The organism is Vibrio sp. NFR (assembly GCF_027587095.1).
In the GTDB taxonomy this organism is placed as follows: domain Bacteria; phylum Pseudomonadota; class Gammaproteobacteria; order Enterobacterales; family Vibrionaceae; genus Vibrio; species Vibrio harveyi.
This window is the reverse complement of record NZ_JAPPTN010000009.1, coordinates 162512-179322: the sequence shown is the minus strand read 5'-3', so window position 1 is coordinate 179322 and position 16811 is coordinate 162512. Positions and strand designations below refer to the sequence as shown.

Here is a 16811-nt window from a genome sequence, read left to right as displayed (position 1 = left end):
AAATTCGCGCGCAATTTTTATCAACATTTTTGAAAACAGGTACGCTTACATGTCTACTAAACTGGCTAACCCAGCGCCGCTAGGCCTAATGGGTTTCGGTATGACCACGATTCTGCTTAATATCCACAACGCAGGATTCTTCCCAATTGACTCAATGATCCTAGCAATGGGTATCTTCTACGGTGGTCTTAGCCAAGTTCTTGTTGGCATGATGTGCTTCAAACGTGGTGATACTTTCGGTACGACTGCATTTACGTCTTACGGTCTGTTCTGGCTAACACTGGTTGGCCTAATCGTAATGCCTTACATGGGTCTTCCTGCAAGCCCAGCACACTTTATGGGTTGGTACCTACTGCTATGGGGTATCTTCACTGGCTTCATGTTTATTGGTTCTCTATGCTACCCAGTAGCGAAGCAAGTCGTATTTGGTTCTCTTACTATCCTGTTCTTCCTACTAGCTGCACGTGACTTTACTGGTAGTGAGCTGATCGGCACTATCGCAGGCTTTGAAGGTATCTTCTGTGGTGCAAGCGCAATCTACTTCGCAATGGCTCAAGTACTAAACAACGAGTACGGTCGCACGGTTCTTCCAATCGGCGAAAAGCAAAAGCCTCAAGTTGCAACGCAAGAAATCGCAGCATAATCGCTTCGAATTGAATGCAAAAGAAAAGGGTTAGCCACTGGCTAACCCTTTTTTAATGTCCTTTTCGGACCACTGCTTTTTCTTATATACCCGCCAACCTGCTGGGGGAGGAGGTTAATGAGGCATTAGGTAGATGGTTGTTCTACTGTTTCTGCCGTGTCGCTATCCGCTGTAGGCGCTTTGCCTGTTTTACGTTTGTACTTTTCTTCCCAGTAGTCAGCACCTTTGATACCAAGCGCAACAGGGTTGAATGTGTACTCTGTAACCCCACGTTTTTGCTGCTCTTCATAATCAGCTAGAGCTTTTAGTGCTGGCTTAGACATGAAGAAGATGATCAGAATGCCGACAATATTTAGCCATGCCATTAGACCTACGCCTACGTCACCCATTGCCCACGCAAGGTTAGCTGTTTTAACCGTACCGTAGAATACCGCTGAGATCAGAATGACCTTCAAGATAAACATCAGACCGTTTACTTTTACTGTGCGACGGATGTAAGCGATGTTGGTTTCTGCGATGTAGTAGTACGCCAAAATCGTTGTAAAGGCGAAGAAAAACAGAGCAATCGCGATGAATGGTTTACCCACACCCGGAAGGGCACTTTCAATCGCCATTTGCGTAAATACAGGACCATTTGCACCGATATCTGCTGGAAGGTTCTGTACTAAGAACGCACCTTCGACTGCACCGTGTACGTTGTACGCACCCGTGATAAGAATCATAAATGCGGTTGCTGAACACACTAGCAGTGTATCGATGTAGATAGAGAATGATTGAACCAGACCTTGCTGTGCTGGGTGATCAACACTTGCTGCTGCTGCAGCGTGAGGACCAGTACCTTGACCTGCTTCGTTAGAGTAAACACCACGTTTTACACCCCAACCAATCGCAGCACCAATACCCGCCATCGGTGTGAATGCATCACCAATGATCATGCCAACAATACGTGGAATTTCACCGATGTTAAGTAGGATGATAACGAATGCTGTGATGATGTACGCCAGAGCCATGAACGGAACTACGATTTGAGTGAAGTTCGCGATTCGTTTCACACCACCAAAGATAATGAAAGCAAGAATGACACAGACAACCGTACCAGTGAAAATTTTAGCGAAACTGAAGGTACCAATAGCGGTTTCAATCATGTCACCTGAGCCAAATGCTGCTTCTACTGCGTTACCAATACTGTTCGATTGAACGCCAGGAAGCAGAACACCACATGCAAAGATGGTTGCGATAGCGAAGATCCAAGCGTACCACTTTTGACCCATTGCTTTTTCGATGTAATAAGCTGGACCACCGCGGAATTCGCCTTCGTCTTCTTCTTTATAAATCTGTGCGAGTGTTGATTCTGCGTATGCGGTTGCTGCGCCAAAGAAGGCGACAACCCACATCCAGAAAACAGCACCTGGACCACCGAAACCGATAGCGGCTGCAACACCTGCAATGTTACCTGTACCTACACGGCCAGATAGTGAAACGGCCAAAGCCTGAAATGATGAAATCCCCTTGGTTGAACTCTTACCAGAAAGTAGCAAGCGCCACATTTCAAAGAAGTGACGAATCTGCACAAAGCGCGTCATGATCGAGTAGAACAAACCAGCGCCAAGGCACAAATAAATCAGTACCGGACTCCAGATAATTCCATTCAGAAAATCAACTAATGACTGCATGAGTATTTTCCCTGTTTGTTATGGTTGTGGTTGTTTTTCGTACAACACATTACCCTTCTTTGTAATGTAATTGTTAACCTTTTTGACTAAAAATCCTTTGTAGCGTGATGATGAACACAGAATGGTTAAATATTGTTAAAAATTGGTTCTTGTTATGTTTGTGTGTGGTTTTTATTGGAAATGACAATGAATTGATTGAATATGCAGCACATTGTCATGAAAATGTGCTGCGAGATATGGAAGTCATATCTTCTGAATGCTATTCAACATGTGGAATAATGTTCTATTTGAAATGGTTTGCAGGTGTTTAGGCGTAACGGCTTAGGCTCAATTCTGAGTGATTTGTTACTTTGCTTTCTGCACCGATCATAATGTCGGCAAGGAGTTGTCCTGACCCACAAGCCATGGTCCAACCTAGCGTCCCATGTCCGGTATTCGTGAATAAATTGTCGTAAGGGGTCGCACCAATGATGGGTGTACCATCGGGCGTCATGGGGCGAAATCCTGTCCAAAATTCGGCTTTAGTGAAATCGGCACTTTGCGGAAATAAATCTCGAATCACCATTTCAATCGTATTCTTGCGCTTTTGCGGTAATGAAGGATCAAAGCCCGCAAGTTCAGCGGTCCCTGCGACCCGGATGCGATCGTCAAAGCGTGTCATTGCCACTTTATAGGTCTCATCCATGACGGTAGATCGCGGTGCAAATTGTTCACATTCAATCGGAACCGTCAGTGAATACCCTTTGACGGGATAGATCGGAATATCAATCTCAAGCTGCTTGAGTAACGCCGTTGAGTAACTGCCCGAAGCAAGTACAAACTGGTCTGCTTTAAATAAACCACGATCCGTTTGGACACCCATGACCTTTTTGCCTACGGTAACCCAATTGCTTACCTCTGTATTGAATTCAAACCTGACACCATAAGCTTTCGCCAGCTTAGTTAACTGCTGACAAAACTGGAAACAATCTCCGGTTTCATCATCGGGTAGGTACAACCCACCGACCAGTTTTTCTTTTACTAACGCTAACCCAGGCTCTTGTTTGATGCAGTGCTCGACGTTCATTAGCTGAAAACGTGTACCGCTTTGTTCTAACAACTTAAGGTCTTTTTCTATGGCGTCTAACTGCTGTTGAGATCGAAATACTTGTAACGTTCCGAGTTGGCGACCTTGGTATTCAATCGCATGATCACGTCTTAGCTGCTCTAAACAAGTGCGGCTGTGATTGGCGATGGATAGCATTCGTGCTTTGTTGATCTGATAGCGAGATAAGGTGCAATTAGACACCATTTTCGTAGCCCAGCGGATAAGCTCTGGGCTGAGAGACGGTTTTATTTTGAGTGGGGCATGCTCCTCGGTTAGCCATTTCACGGCTTTGAGTGGAATGCCTGGGGCTGCCCATGGTGAGGAGTAGCCGTAAGAGATTTGTCCTGCATTGGCGAAGCTGGTTTCCATCGCACTGCTGGGTTGGCGCTCGATCACGGTGACCTGATAACCTGCTTGAGCTAGATACCAAGCTGAGGTCAAACCGATAACACCACTACCTAATACGATGACTTCCATTGATGTGCTCCACACATTTTCGATGTTGCGCAGTTTGTCTTCTTTACCTTTTATTAACAATCGATATAAATTACATCCAGCGTTTAGAAAAACTATAGGCTCAGGATGAAAAGTAGTGTCGTAAGTGGATTGTGGTTATTTAACCAAGTAGCGGAACACAACAGTTTTACCAGTGCAGCAAAGGCATTGCACTTGACGACAGGCGCAATTAGCCAGCAAATTATCCAGTTGGAAGAGCAACTAGGCTTTACTTTGTTTGAACGCCATTCGCGAGGAATTAGGCTGACACCTAAAGGTTTGCAGTTATCTCAGACTTCGCAATTTCACTTCTCTGAACTTAGGAAAGCACTTGAAGAGCTACAGATTGAAAAGCCCCACAATGAAATTCGCCTCAAACTGACACCTTCTTTTGCATTTAAATGGCTGGTTCCTAGGCTTGAAAGCTTCCACCTAAATAACCCCGACCTGCAAGTACAGATTTTTGCAGAGGGAGCGCTTGTGAATAGTGAGCTGAAGGATTACGACGTTGCAATTGACTATGGTCCGCACCCGTATCGAGACAAAAACGCGAAGCGGATTCTTGATGAGCAACTTCTTCCAGTGATGAGTGTCAAATACCTTGAGGATCATGGGTGGCTAAAAACACCTAAAACGACACCAGAGCAATGGCGAGATGCGACGTTATTGCACGATGCTATGCCATGGGATAAAGCGCCGCGTGACTATGAGTGGCTCTATTGGGCATCAAGTATGGGGCTAGACTTTAAAACGGATTCTGGGCATTTTTTTAATCGAACGGATATGGCGATGTCCGCGGCTGAAGCCGGCGTTGGTATTGCGATGGCACGTATGGCGCTGGTGGAGGATGAACTTAAAAATGGTCGTTTGGTCTCACCATTTGAACCCGTTGATGCCAACGCGGGGTACTACTTGATCATTAACACGAAAAGCGAACCAACCCAACGATTTAAAAAGTGGCTTTTACAACAAGTTCAATTATCAATGTAGAGAGAGCCAATTGACACGAGTGTTTAAGAAATAATAAAAATAAATTTCTTAATTACATGATACTTCGAATTGCTTCCCACAAATTGTCTTCCGTTTATTCACTCCTCTCACTCCGTCCTCTTTTTCCATATCATCTAAGAATTAATCAATGGATGAGAAAGACTATGGCTAAAAAAAACTCTCTTATATTAGCCTTAGCTCTATTTTCGGTAGGAGCAAGCGCAATGTTTTGGCCGTTTAAAAAATACGATGTGGAAATGTCTCCAGAAGTTCGTGGTGTCATCACACTTGATGGCGTACCGCAAGCGGGGTTAACGGTTCATCGGGACTTATTCTACGAAGGTTACAAAGATGGAGAGAAAATCTCCGATGAGGCAATAACTGGCTTAAAAGGGGAGTTTTATTTTCCTAATTTTCAGGTTCGTTCGAGAGCGCCAGAAGATGTTTTCGGGCAAAACTTCGTTGTAGCTCAAGAAATATATATCTTAAAAGAAGGCAAGGAAGTTTATCTGTGGAACGCTACTAAGCATGCAAAGCCAATTCCTTTTGTATCTGAATTATTGTTGGCTCTTAACTGTGAACTAAATCAAGAGGAACTCAATTATGAGTTCAGAGAACCTCAAAGTGGAGAGCGAATATATCTACCTCTAGTCTCGGTTTGTCGTTGGGAAGGATTAAAAGGTTATACAAATGAACAGCTGATTAAAGAAACAAATGACTTACCGTCAGAGGATTAATATGAGTGTATTATCACCTACAATTGCATCAGATATTGCAACTCTTGCTTATCAAGCAAGATTAAAAAGAAAAAGTATTTCTCTACAAAAAAACACAAAGGCCCACTTTAAGTTTGATATTAGCAACGTGATATCAGGAACTTCTGGAGGCTTTTTTTATCGCCCTACTTCAGGTTTCATCGTTGTAGGTAAAGGGGTTAGTGAAATTTATAAGAGAGATATCGTACTTTCTTTTCGAGGCACTAAAACACTTGCTGATGCATTGACGAATATGACGGCAAACCATAGAGGTACACATTCTGGAGAGCTAGTACACAATGGGTTTCAAGGAACCTTTAATTCTATGGTCCCTGAAATTAGAGCTTTCGTGAAAACCAGTAAGTCAGATAAATTACTAAATATTCACTGTGTGGGTCATAGCCTTGGTGGTGCTTTAGCCACTTTAGCCGCGAACTGGCTTAAATCTTTTCCTGAAGTTAATGCAAAAGTTCACCTTTATACATTTGGTGCTCCCAGAGTAGGTGGAAAAAGTTTCTCTATGAATGCAACTCAACGTCTAGATAGTATTTTTAGATGTGTTAATGGTGCTGACCCTGTACCTAAAGTTCCTGTGTGGCCTTTCTATCACACTCCTTACAATGGTTCGGAGTATTTATCGAGCAGACAACAGGGTCTAGATCATAAAGCTCATGATATGAAGCGTTATGCTCAATTGACGGAATTTCAGAGTTGGGAAAAAATCTATTCCCAGAAGGTTGCCTATCCCTTTGAAAGGGTAGTCTTAAATTATAACAATCGGCTTGAAACCAGACCGAATGAGTTTTGGGCAGACAAAATCTCAGCTGCAATCCTGACATTGTTAATTGATGGGGGGTGTGCTTCTATAGTCTTTGCTGCGCAAAATATAGGCTCGGCGATTTCAACTATCTATGATGCTATTGCTCGTTCAATGGTTAAGATCTCAGAATTATCAAGTGAATTTGCAGAACGTGTAAAAGGCTTACTTGGTCATATGCTGGTATTTGCGGGCAAGGGAGCTCAGATCGCGATTAAGTTTACCTATTCATTTATCCGCTGGGTATTCGAATTGGTTTTAAACAAATTGAATCAGGCGGTTAAAGCTGCACTTAAAAGTACTTTTTAATCATCTATAAACCGCCTCAAGCGAGGCGATTTTTGTTTTACAATAAAACCTTTCTAAAACCTAGTTCCTCCCCTGTGACTTGAACTGCTTTTCTTTGTTGAAAAAATCGGCAATATAAAAGAATAACCATTCACTCAATAGTTCAAGGAAGATGCATGAAAGACGAAACACTCTCGATCCATTTTGGCTACGAAACCGACCCAACAACCAAATCAGTAGCGACACCGATTTACCAGACGGTAGCGTATGAGTTTGATAATGCGCAACATGGTGCGGATTTATTCAACCTTGAAGTTCCGGGCAATATTTACACTCGTATTATGAACCCAACCAATGACGTGTTGGAAAAACGCATGGCAGCGTTGGAAGGGGGGATTGCTGGTTTGGTTGTGAGTGCAGGTAGTGCGGCAATTAACTACGCTATTCTCACGCTCGCGCAAGCTGGCGATAACATCGTTTCTACTCCTCAATTATATGGCGGTACTTACACCTTGTTTGCGCATATGTTGCCAAACCAAGGTATTGAAGTGCGTTTTGCCAAGGACGATAAGCCTGAAAGTCTTGCTGAGCTTATCGATGAGAATACCAAAGCGGTTTACTGTGAAAGCATCGGTAATCCGGCAGGGAACATCATAGACCTAGAACGTGTTGCCGAACTGGCTCATGCGCAGGGCGTGCCTGTGATTGTAGACAATACGGTCGCAACTCCTGTGCTATGCAAGCCAATCGAATTTGGTGCCGATATCGTGGTTCATTCGCTCACTAAGTATGTTGGTGGGCATGGTACGACGCTGGGTGGCATCATCATTGATTCTGGGAAGTTCCCGTGGGCACAGCATAAAGATCGCTTCCCAGTATTTAATCAGCCTGAGCCTTCTTACCACGGCGTGGTTTACACCGAAGCATTTGGTGAGGCGGCTTTTATTGGTCGTGCTCGCACCGTTCCTTTGCGTAATACTGGTTCTGCTTTGTCACCAATGAATGCCTTTATGTTGATGCAGGGGCTGGAAACGCTGTCGCTGCGTATGGAGCGTCATACCGAAAATGCGCTGAAAGTCGCGGAATACTTAAGCCAGCACGAGAAAGTGAGTTGGGTAAGCTACGCGGGTTTACCTACTTCGGAATTCTATCCATTGGCAGAAAAATACATGCAAGGTAAACCATCAGCGATATTGTCGTTTGGCTTGAAAGATGGTTATGAAGCTGGTGTGCGCTTTTACGATGCATTGAAGATCTTTAAGCGTTTAGTGAACATTGGTGACGCAAAATCGCTTGCATGCCATCCGGCGTCGACTACGCACCGTCAATTGAGTGAAGCGGAGCAAAAGCAAGCGGGTGTATCCCCAGAGATGATTCGCTTGTCCGTCGGTATTGAACACATTGATGACATCTTGGTAGACCTTGAACAAGCCCTTAATGCTTAATTATTGAATTAAAAGTGAAAGCAGCTCTTTGATAGGGCTGCTTTTTGAAGACACCGTCGATATTCAACTTTCATTTCAGACCCTATTTCTTTTTCAAATCCCATTTCGTTTTCTATTCCAAATTGTGACCGAGCAGCATGCCTTAATCCCATAAATTCATTATGGTTGAATGGATAAATGATAATAACTATCATTCTCAGTGTTTGTTTTTAAATAGGTGAATAGTCATGTCGGGACTCAACTCAGTAGACAGCTTCGATCCAAGCAGCAGTTGGCAAGGGCTAACTCTGACCGATAAAGCTGCCAATCAAATTAACAAGCTGCTCGAAAAAGACGAATCTCTATGTGGCTTGCGACTCACAATTAAGCCTTCAGGTTGTGCGGGCTACGCGTATGTACTGTCCACCGTGGAAGAAGTCATCGCTGACGATCTTGTATATGAGCATCTCGGCGCCAAGTTATTTGTGCCTCTTGATGCCATGCCTTATCTCGATGGAACAGAAGTGGACTTCATTTCACAAGGGTTGAACCAGATGTTCCAGTACAACAACCCTAAAGTACAAAGTGCTTGTGGTTGTGGTGAAAGTTTTAATGTGTAAAAGCGAGCACTGCTCTTGGGCAGTGGCTGGTTTTAAATGGTACCGACAATGACACAAAGTGGTATTGAGATCCAAGAAGATGTTCAAGCTTGGGTTGATGATGATAGTTACAAACAAGGGTTCTACAGCAATATTGCGACAGACCAGTTAGCAAAAGGCATCAATGAAGATGTTGTACGTGCGATTTCTGCCAAAAGAAACGAACCTGAATGGATGCTGGAGTTCCGACTTCGGGCGTTTCGAATTTGGCAAACCATGGAGGAACCGCATTGGTTAAAAGCGCACTACGACCCGCTTAACTATCAAGATTATAGCTATTATTCCGCGCCATCTTGTGGTCAGTGCGATGATACTTGTGCTGGCGATGAAGTATCGCAAGACCCGGAGTTTTTGACTAAAGAAGTCGAACAAGCTTTTGACCTGCTGGGTGTGCCAGTTCGTGAGGGAAGCGAAGTCGCTGTTGATGCAATCTTTGACTCCGTATCGGTCAAAACCACGTACAGTGAAAAATTGGCAGAGAAAGGCATCATTTTTTGTTCATTCAGCGAAGCGATTCACAAGTACCCTGAGTTAGTACAAGAGTACCTAGGGACAGTCGTCCCGCCAGAAGATAACTTCTTTGCTGCGCTAAATGCTGCCGTTGCGTCGGATGGCACCTTCGTTTATATCCCCAAAGGTGTTGAGTGTCCTATGGAGCTCTCGACCTATTTCCGGATCAATGCTGCAAAAACAGGTCAATTTGAACGTACGATTTTGATTGCTGATGAGGGCAGCTATGTCAGCTATATCGAAGGATGTTCAGCACCATCGCATGATAATTACCAGCTGCATGCTGCAGTGGTAGAAGTGATCGTCCTCAAAGATGCTTACGTGAAGTATTCGACCGTACAAAACTGGTTCTCAGGCAAAGATACCAACGGCGGTATCCTCAACTTTGTGACCAAGCGAGCGCTGTGTAAAGGCAGTGGTTCAAAGATGTCTTGGACTCAATCCGAAACGGGATCTGCCATTACATGGAAGTACCCAAGCGTCATTCTCCAAGGGGATAACTCGATCGGTGAGTTTTATTCCATCGCGTTAACGTCGGGTAAGCAGTTGGCCGACACTGGCACTAAGATGATCCATATCGGTAAAAATACCAAGTCCACCATCATCTCAAAAGGCGTCTCCGCTGGGCACAGTGAAAACAGCTACCGCGGATTAGTGAAGATCTTACCGAGCGCTGAAAATGCGCGAAATTTCACTCAATGTGACTCGATGCTCATCGGTCCGGATTGTGGGGCGCATACCTTCCCTTACGTTGAAGTAAAAAACAACTCCGCTCAGGTCGAGCATGAAGCAACCACAACCAAAATTGGTGAAGACCAACTGTTTTACTGTTCACAACGAGGCATTGCTGAAGAGGATGCGATCTCAATGATTGTGAACGGTTTTTGTAAGGATGTGTTTTCCGAATTACCGCTGGAGTTTGCCGTAGAAGCACAAAAATTATTGGCAATCAGCTTAGAACACAGCGTTGGATAATGAAAAATGTTAACAATTAACAACTTAAAAGCCCAAATAGAAGAACAAGAAATTCTAAAAGGAGTCAATCTTCAGATTAACCCTGGAGAAATTCACGCCATCATGGGACCAAACGGCTCCGGTAAAAGCACGCTGGCAAGCACGCTCGCGGGACGTGAAGACTACGAAATTACCGATGGATCTGTCGATTTCAACGGCAAGGATTTATTGGAATTAGATCCTGATGAACGTGCAGGTGAAGGCGTGTTCTTGGCATTCCAATACCCTGTCGAAATTCCGGGAGTGAGTAACCATCTCTTCTTACAAGCATCAGTGAATGCGGTGCGAAAATACCGTGAACTTCCGGAATTGGAACGCTTTGAACTTGCGGATTTAATTGAGGAGAAAATTGAGCTTCTCAATATGCCGAAAGACTTACTTTCTCGCTCGGTAAACGTCGGCTTTTCTGGCGGAGAAAAGAAGCGTAATGACATCTTGCAAATGGCGGTACTTGACCCACAACTTTGCATTTTGGACGAGACCGATTCTGGATTAGATATTGATGCACTTAAAGAAGTTGCTAATGGCGTAAATAGCCTAAAAGACGGCAAGCGTTCTTTCATCATTGTGACCCATTACCAACGCATTCTTGATTACATCAAACCTGACTTTGTGCACGTGCTGTATCAAGGAAAAATCATCAAATCGGGTGATTTCTCTATGGTGGCTGAGTTAGAGGAGAAGGGCTATGGTTGGCTTACCGGAGAGGAGTAATTGTCTATTGCCATTCAGTGACTATTTAAAGCCTCGTCTGACTGCGTTAGATGAGGTTGCCAAATACCATTGGCAAGCCGCATTAGCACAAGGATTACCGACTCGTCAGCATGAAGATTGGAAATACACCTCGCTTGAAGGCTTCGATGCCATTGATTTTTCCAGCCAGCGTGAGACTGATGTATCGATGGCTTTCGTTCAGGCTTACAAGCTTGATATGGATGCAGAAAGGTTAGTATTTGTGAACGGTCAGTTCCAACCTAATTTGAGTGATATTGATGGCGAGGCATTTCGACTTTCTTTACTTAATGGTGATGCAAAACAAGCGTTGCCTGCCGCGATTGCACCAGAAATCTTTTTGCATCTCACGGAAGCGTTTTCCGATACGACTTTGTTGATTGAGGTGGATGCCAAACATACCGTAGCCAAGCCTATTTACTTGATGCAAATTGAGTCTCGACCTCAAGGTGGTATGGCACATCATCGCGTACACCTAAAAGTCGGACAAAGTAGCGAAGTTAAAATTGTTGAGCACCTTCTTTCTGCTTGTCATGGCAATCGTGTGGCAGCAAGTTATTCCGGTTCGCGGCTTACGATGGAGGTTTCGGACAACGCTGAACTTACCCATTACAAGCTCTGCTTGGGTTCTGCGGAACATTACCATTTTGCTCACAATGATCTTTTCGTTGGACGAGATGCAAATGTATCAAGCCAGACTTTTTTGCTCTCTGGTCAATTGACGCGCCACCACACCAGCTGCCAGTTAAATGGCGAAAATACAGAGATTGAAATCAACAGCCTAGCGCTACCTAGCCATCAGCAAACGTACGACACGCGTACTTATCTTGAACACAACAAAGGGCATTGCACGAGTCAGCAACTGCACAAAATTATTGCTAGTCAGCAAGGCAAAGCAGTATTTAACGGTATGATCAAAGTCGCCCCAAACGCGCTCAAAACTGACGGACAAATGGACAATCACAACTTGTTGCTAAGTAAAGCGTGTGAGGTCAACAGTAAGCCTCAACTGGAGATCTATGCGGACGACGTGAAGTGCAGTCACGGTACTACCACAGGAGCATTGAGCAAAGAGCAGGTGTTTTATTTGCAGGCTCGCGGATTGCCAAAGCACCAAGCTGAACAATTGATCACCCTTGCCTTTGCCGCGGAAGTCGCAGAGGCGATTGATATTGACGTTATTCGTACGCTGGTTTTACAGCATATAGAGTCCAAGCTAGCAGAGGTAAATGCATGAGCTCTTCCATAACAGCGCAACGAGCACACTTTCCAACCTTACATCAGGAAGTGAACAACAAGTCTTTGGTTTACTTAGACAGCGCAGCAAGTGCACATAAACCATCGGTCGTGATTGAACGAGTCGACACCTTTTATCGACATGAAAACGCAGCGGTTCATCGTGGAATCCATCATTTGAGTGCTCATGCGACAGACTTGATGGAACAAGCGCGTGATAAGGTTCAGCAATTCATTAGTGCCAAGCTGCGTGAAGAGGTGGTTTTTGTTCATGGAACCACGCATGGCATTAACCTTGTTGCGAATGCTTATGCGAAAGCGCAGTTGACGGAAGGCGATGAGATCATCGTGTCTGAAATGGAGCATCACGCCAATATCGTGCCTTGGCAAATGCTAGAACAAGACATCGGGATCAAAGTGGTGGTGTGGCCGCTAGAGCTTGATGGAAGCTTGAGTTTGGATACGCTGAAAACGCTGATGACTGGGCGTACTCGCTTATTAGCGGTCACCCACGTCTCTAATGTGCTTGGTACCATTAATCCGGTCAAAAATATCATCGAGTTGGCTCATCAGAATGGCACCCGAGTGCTGGTAGATGGGGCACAAGCAGTGATGCACCAAGCGGTCGATGTACAAGAAATTGACTGCGACTTCTATGTCTTTTCAGGGCATAAGCTCTATGGTCCGACAGGGGTAGGGGTGTTATACGCGAAGAAAGAGCTGCTTGATATTATGCCTCCGTGGGAAGGTGGCGGCGCGATGATAAAAGAGGTCGATCTTTACCAAGGAACCACTTATAACGACGCGCCATGGCGTTTTGAAGCTGGCACTCCTAATGTTGCAGGCATTATCGGTTTGGGGTGTGCGATTGATTATGTGCTCGATCTTGGATTTGAAGCGATTGGTTGCTATGAACAAGCATTGGTTGACTACCTCTACGATCAATTAAAGACGGTGCCGGATATTGTCATTTATGGTCCTCAAGAGCGCTGCGGCGTAGTGTCATTCAACCTTGCACAAGTGCATGCCTTTGATGTGGGTAGCTTTTTAGATAAGTATGGTGTTGCGATTCGAACGGGACATCATTGCGCTCAACCTCTGATGAAATACTACCAAGTACCTGCGATGTGTCGTGCATCGGTTGCTTTATATAATAATCAACAAGATATTGATGTTTTGGTTTCTAGTCTAAAACGTATCCATACCTTGTTAGTCGGATAGGAAAGAGAAAGCAGTGGACCAAAAACAATTAATTAAAAACTTCAATCGATGTATTGATTGGGAAGATAAGTACTTATACATCATTTCGCTTGGCGAGAAGTTTGCTCGTTTACCAGAAGCGTTACAGACTGAACAGACGGCCATTTACGGCTGTCAAAGCCAAGTATGGATTCAGGTACAAGTAGAACAAGGAAAAGTGCAATTGTTGGGTAGCAGCGACGCGGCTTTAGTGAAAGGGCTTGTCGCTGTGGTGTGCTTGTTATTGCAAGATAAAACACCGAAGCAGTTGTTGGAGACTAACATTAAAAGCATTTTTGCTGAGTTAGGTTTACAGCAACAATTAACTCCGGCCAGAAACCAAGGCATTGAAGCTATGGTTAAGAGTATTTTTAAGCAAGTTCAAGCGCTAGAGATGGCGTGATTTCCGCAGAGCTTCTGTGTTAGGTAATGGACGAGCGTTTGGCAAAGTCAGTGCGAAGGATCTTGGCTTTGTCCATCACGTCATAGCCTTTGTAGAGTTGACAAGTGAGATTGAGTGAATCAAGCGCGTAGACTTTGCATTGGGAGCGGCAGCAAAGCTCGTTATTGGTGTCATTCAATTCAGCCATCATTCTGGTGTAGAGCTTTTTTAGGCAAAGTAGATAACTCATATCATCACCGCTATCACGAGCAGTCAGGGCAACGTCGAGACTCGCATGATAATACTCTGATAACCGTTTTTCAGACGGACCATGACGATTAAGATTCATCTCTGCAAGAAAGAACTCTGAAGTGGCCGTTTGTAATCTATCCTTATAGTCGTCAATCTCTGAAGTTAACCATGTCATCACGCAATCCATAAAACACCTTCCATCTGTTACTTGATCTTAATGATAATTATTATCATTTATAAATCAAGGCTTCTTATACGTTTTTATCGTTACTCCAGCGGTCTATTCCAAATGCTCATCGCGGTGCACTTTTCTTACCTTGCGTATAAATCGCACCTTCCTGACTATGCTTAGCAAATAGTCACGAGGAAGGGACGCTCATGTCTTATGTGTTTCACCGCCATTGTCACGCCAAGTTGCCTACTATCGCCAGAGGGGAAGGGGTTTATCTGTTCGATAGCCAAGGTAATCAATATCTCGATGCTTGCGGTGGCGCTGCCGTATCAAACCTTGGGCACAGCCACCAAGCTGTTAAACAAGCCATGCTCGATCAAATCGAAAAAGTACCTTTTGCTCATACTGGCTTTTTTACTAGTGAAGTAAGTGAGCAGTTGGCTGAGTTGATTTGCCAGCAAATGCCATCGCAATTCAATCACGTCTACTTAGTCAGTGGGGGCTCTGAAGCGGTTGAATCTGCACTAAAGATGGCAAGACAATACTTTGTGGAATGTGGTAAGCCAGAGAAAAAGCAGTTTATTGCTCGCCAGCAAAGTTATCACGGTAATACGCTTGGTGCGTTGGCTGTTGGTGGTAACGAATGGCGGCGTGAGCCTTTTAAACCCATTTTGCACCCAAGCCATCACATTGCGCCGTGCTATGCCTATCGTCATCAAAGAGAAGGTGAATCAGAGCTCGATTATTCACTGAGAGCTGCCAATGAACTTGAAGCTAAAATTTTAGAACTGGGCTCGGATAACGTCATGGCATTTGTTGCAGAGCCGATTGTTGGCGCAACAGCTGGCGCAGTACCTGCCACTCTAGGTTACTTCAAACGAATACGAGAGATTTGCGATCGCTATGATGTGTTGCTGATCATGGATGAGGTGATGTGTGGCGTTGGACGTAGCGGTAGCTTTTTTGCTTTTGAACAAGAGCAAGCCGTCCCAGATTTAGTTTGCATGGCGAAAGGATTAGGTGCGGGTTATCAACCTATCGGAGCCGTTGTTGCCAATGACAGAGTCTATCAAGCAATCGCGTCTGGTAGTGGCTTCTTTCAACATGGGCATACTTTTATGGCGCATCCCGTCGCATGCGCAGCTGCCGTTGCAACCATTCAGACCATCGGTGACCAAAAGCTCCTGCAAGCCGTCAACCAACAAGGAGCAATGTTAAAAAGAGAACTCGAGTCAGCACTTTCAGACTTCCCGTATATTGGGGATATTCGTGGTAAAGGGCTGTTTCTTGGCATTGAACTTGTGGCAGACAAAGTAAGTAAAATCCCTCTGCCTAATTCAATTTTGGCAGACAAAAAGATCAAACATCAAGCGATGAAAAATGGACTGATGTGCTATCCAATGGGGGGCACGATTGATGGTGTCAATGGGCATCATATCCTGCTTGCACCGCCTTTTATCATCGAACGAAGCCACATCGACGAGCTGGTAGAAAAGCTCACTCGTACACTCAGAGAGGTGTCGAAAACATGGTAATAAATTCCCCAATAGAAAGAGCTCGAATCGCGATTATTGTTGCGCCTAATGGAGCGAAAAAAACCAAGCAAGACCATGCTCAATTGCCGATGAATACTGAAGAAATGGTTGCCGAGGCGAAAGCATGTCAAACGGCAGGGTCTACCATGATCCATTTGCACGCGAGAGATGTGCAAGGCAGGCATTCTCTAGAGGTTGATGACAACTTAGAAATCTACCACGCGGTGAAAGCTGCGGTTGGGAATTCGATGATAGTTCAGCTCACAACTGAGGCTGTTGGTATGTATTCACCACAACAGCAAATGGCGCTGATCAAAGCGGTAAAACCAGAAGCCGCCTCTTTTGCTTTGCGTGAACTGATTCCTGATGAGCAGAGTGAGGAGCTAGGTCTTATCTTTTTTGATTGGGTCGCTGATCAGGGCATTCTCAGCCAAATCATTTTGTATGATCAGGCAGACATCGAGCGCTATTTCTCCCTAAGAGAGCGAGGCGTTTTACCAAAGCAAAACCAACACGCGTTAGTGGTACTTGGTCGATATCATGAGGCTCAACAATCTTCGCCATGGGATTTACGGGCACTGCATTTGGAGCGCTTTATCGAAGAGAACGTTAGATGTGCCGTGTGCGCGTTTGGCGCGAGAGAGCAAGACTGTTTAACCCATGCAATGTTACTGGGATTGGATGTTCGGGTAGGCTTTGAGAACAACCATTTGAGTTCGGATGGTCAGCTCGCGAAAAGCAATGCAGAGCAAGTTCGGCGATTGAAAGAGATTTGTGAATTGCTCGATGTGCCCCTGCATGATGCGGAGAGTTTTCGCCTTAGCCTGAGTGGTAGTTGATTTGAGAGATTCCCGACTCAGTCGTTCCTCCTTCTCGAGAGTGACGGAGTTAGCCTTGGTTGATGCTTG

Annotated in this window: 16 protein-coding genes; 13 read left to right on the top strand and 3 right to left on the bottom strand. The window is 44.7% G+C overall.

Annotated features, from left to right (window positions below):
* Positions 1 to 49: 49 nt before the first annotated feature.
* Entirely contained in the window at positions 50 to 643 is a 594-nt protein-coding gene (locus OH463_RS17725; RefSeq protein WP_005447690.1) for an acetate uptake transporter, read from the top strand.
* A 125-nt stretch (positions 644 to 768) separates the two neighbouring features.
* Here the strand turns inward: OH463_RS17725 and OH463_RS17720 are convergent, their stop codons facing one another.
* Positions 769 to 2316, bottom strand: coding sequence for an alanine/glycine:cation symporter family protein (locus OH463_RS17720; protein ID WP_005447683.1), 1548 nt, complete (start codon positions 2314 to 2316; stop codon positions 769 to 771).
* A gap of 307 nt (positions 2317 to 2623) precedes the next feature.
* Complete coding sequence (locus tag OH463_RS17715; protein ID WP_269991837.1) at positions 2624 to 3880, bottom strand: D-amino acid dehydrogenase; 1257 nt, start codon at positions 3878 to 3880, stop codon at positions 2624 to 2626.
* Between the two features lie 105 nt (positions 3881 to 3985).
* On the opposite strand from OH463_RS17715, the gene OH463_RS17710 reads away from it, so the two are divergent.
* From OH463_RS17710 to sufE, 10 genes are all read left to right on the top strand, one after another.
* Positions 3986 to 4888 (top strand): LysR substrate-binding domain-containing protein, encoded by a 903-nt coding sequence (locus tag OH463_RS17710; RefSeq protein ID WP_017818892.1) that lies wholly within the window; start codon positions 3986 to 3988, stop codon positions 4886 to 4888.
* Positions 4889 to 5052: 164 nt separating this feature from the next.
* The gene (locus OH463_RS17705; protein WP_017188494.1) at positions 5053 to 5625 is read left to right on the top strand and encodes a DUF6795 domain-containing protein; all 573 of its coding nucleotides are present in this window, start codon (positions 5053 to 5055) and stop codon (positions 5623 to 5625) included.
* 1 nt (position 5626) lies between these two features.
* Positions 5627 to 6769: a lipase family protein gene (locus OH463_RS17700; protein WP_026138334.1), complete on the top strand. Its 1143-nt coding sequence runs from the start codon at positions 5627 to 5629 to the stop codon at positions 6767 to 6769.
* 155 nt (positions 6770 to 6924) lie between these two features.
* Positions 6925 to 8193, top strand: coding sequence for an O-acetylhomoserine aminocarboxypropyltransferase/cysteine synthase family protein (locus tag OH463_RS17695; RefSeq protein ID WP_009697684.1), 1269 nt, complete (start codon positions 6925 to 6927; stop codon positions 8191 to 8193).
* Positions 8194 to 8420: 227 nt separating this feature from the next.
* Positions 8421 to 8792 carry a Fe-S cluster assembly scaffold SufA gene (sufA, locus tag OH463_RS17690; RefSeq protein ID WP_069218992.1) on the top strand — a complete coding sequence of 124 codons (372 nt, stop codon included), beginning with the start codon at positions 8421 to 8423 and terminating at the stop codon, positions 8790 to 8792.
* 48 nt (positions 8793 to 8840) lie between these two features.
* Positions 8841 to 10316 (top strand): Fe-S cluster assembly protein SufB, encoded by a 1476-nt coding sequence (gene sufB / locus OH463_RS17685; RefSeq protein ID WP_101904192.1) that lies wholly within the window; start codon positions 8841 to 8843, stop codon positions 10314 to 10316.
* A gap of 6 nt (positions 10317 to 10322) precedes the next feature.
* Positions 10323 to 11069, top strand: coding sequence for a Fe-S cluster assembly ATPase SufC (gene sufC, locus OH463_RS17680; RefSeq protein ID WP_005447675.1), 747 nt, complete (start codon positions 10323 to 10325; stop codon positions 11067 to 11069).
* Positions 11044 to 12324, top strand: coding sequence for a Fe-S cluster assembly protein SufD (gene sufD / locus OH463_RS17675; protein ID WP_269991828.1), 1281 nt, complete (start codon positions 11044 to 11046; stop codon positions 12322 to 12324). Before sufC ends, sufD begins: the two co-directional genes overlap by 26 nt.
* On the top strand, positions 12321 to 13544 hold the full coding sequence (gene sufS / locus OH463_RS17670) for a cysteine desulfurase SufS (protein ID WP_038898490.1): 1224 nt from the start codon (positions 12321 to 12323) through the stop codon (positions 13542 to 13544). Before sufD ends, sufS begins: the two co-directional genes overlap by 4 nt.
* 13 nt (positions 13545 to 13557) lie before the next feature.
* The gene (gene sufE, locus OH463_RS17665; RefSeq protein WP_005447670.1) at positions 13558 to 13965 is read left to right on the top strand and encodes a cysteine desulfuration protein SufE; all 408 of its coding nucleotides are present in this window, start codon (positions 13558 to 13560) and stop codon (positions 13963 to 13965) included.
* Positions 13966 to 13984: 19 nt separating this feature from the next.
* Here the strand turns inward: sufE and OH463_RS17660 are convergent, their stop codons facing one another.
* Positions 13985 to 14371: a hypothetical protein gene (locus OH463_RS17660; protein ID WP_226982055.1), complete on the bottom strand. Its 387-nt coding sequence runs from the start codon at positions 14369 to 14371 to the stop codon at positions 13985 to 13987.
* Between the two features lie 203 nt (positions 14372 to 14574).
* Here OH463_RS17660 and OH463_RS17655 point away from each other — a divergent pair, with 203 nt between their 5' ends.
* Positions 14575 to 15903: an aspartate aminotransferase family protein gene (locus OH463_RS17655; protein ID WP_050932361.1), complete on the top strand. Its 1329-nt coding sequence runs from the start codon at positions 14575 to 14577 to the stop codon at positions 15901 to 15903.
* Entirely contained in the window at positions 15897 to 16742 is an 846-nt protein-coding gene (locus OH463_RS17650; protein WP_269991822.1) for a 3-keto-5-aminohexanoate cleavage protein, read from the top strand. Before OH463_RS17655 ends, OH463_RS17650 begins: the two co-directional genes overlap by 7 nt.
* The last annotated feature ends 69 nt before the right edge of the window (positions 16743 to 16811 follow it).

Bases quoted from the DNA above. Each gene is read 5' to 3' on its own strand.
- OH463_RS17725 (WP_005447690.1), top strand. From the start codon at position 50: ATGTCTACTAAACTGGCTAACCCAGCGCCGCTAGGCCTAATGGGTTTC.
- OH463_RS17720 (WP_005447683.1), bottom strand. From the start codon at position 2,316: ATGCAGTCATTAGTTGATTTTCTGAATGGAATTATCTGGAGTCCGGTA.
- OH463_RS17715 (WP_269991837.1), bottom strand. From the start codon at position 3,880: ATGGAAGTCATCGTATTAGGTAGTGGTGTTATCGGTTTGACCTCAGCT.
- OH463_RS17710 (WP_017818892.1), top strand. From the start codon at position 3,986: ATGAAAAGTAGTGTCGTAAGTGGATTGTGGTTATTTAACCAAGTAGCG.
- OH463_RS17705 (WP_017188494.1), top strand. From the start codon at position 5,053: ATGGCTAAAAAAAACTCTCTTATATTAGCCTTAGCTCTATTTTCGGTA.
- OH463_RS17700 (WP_026138334.1), top strand. From the start codon at position 5,627: ATGAGTGTATTATCACCTACAATTGCATCAGATATTGCAACTCTTGCT.
- OH463_RS17695 (WP_009697684.1), top strand. From the start codon at position 6,925: ATGAAAGACGAAACACTCTCGATCCATTTTGGCTACGAAACCGACCCA.
- sufA (WP_069218992.1), top strand. From the start codon at position 8,421: ATGTCGGGACTCAACTCAGTAGACAGCTTCGATCCAAGCAGCAGTTGG.
- sufB (WP_101904192.1), top strand. From the start codon at position 8,841: ATGACACAAAGTGGTATTGAGATCCAAGAAGATGTTCAAGCTTGGGTT.
- sufC (WP_005447675.1), top strand. From the start codon at position 10,323: ATGTTAACAATTAACAACTTAAAAGCCCAAATAGAAGAACAAGAAATT.
- sufD (WP_269991828.1), top strand. From the start codon at position 11,044: ATGGTTGGCTTACCGGAGAGGAGTAATTGTCTATTGCCATTCAGTGAC.
- sufS (WP_038898490.1), top strand. From the start codon at position 12,321: ATGAGCTCTTCCATAACAGCGCAACGAGCACACTTTCCAACCTTACAT.
- OH463_RS17660 (WP_226982055.1), bottom strand. From the start codon at position 14,371: ATGACATGGTTAACTTCAGAGATTGACGACTATAAGGATAGATTACAA.
- OH463_RS17655 (WP_050932361.1), top strand. From the start codon at position 14,575: ATGTCTTATGTGTTTCACCGCCATTGTCACGCCAAGTTGCCTACTATC.
- OH463_RS17650 (WP_269991822.1), top strand. From the start codon at position 15,897: ATGGTAATAAATTCCCCAATAGAAAGAGCTCGAATCGCGATTATTGTT.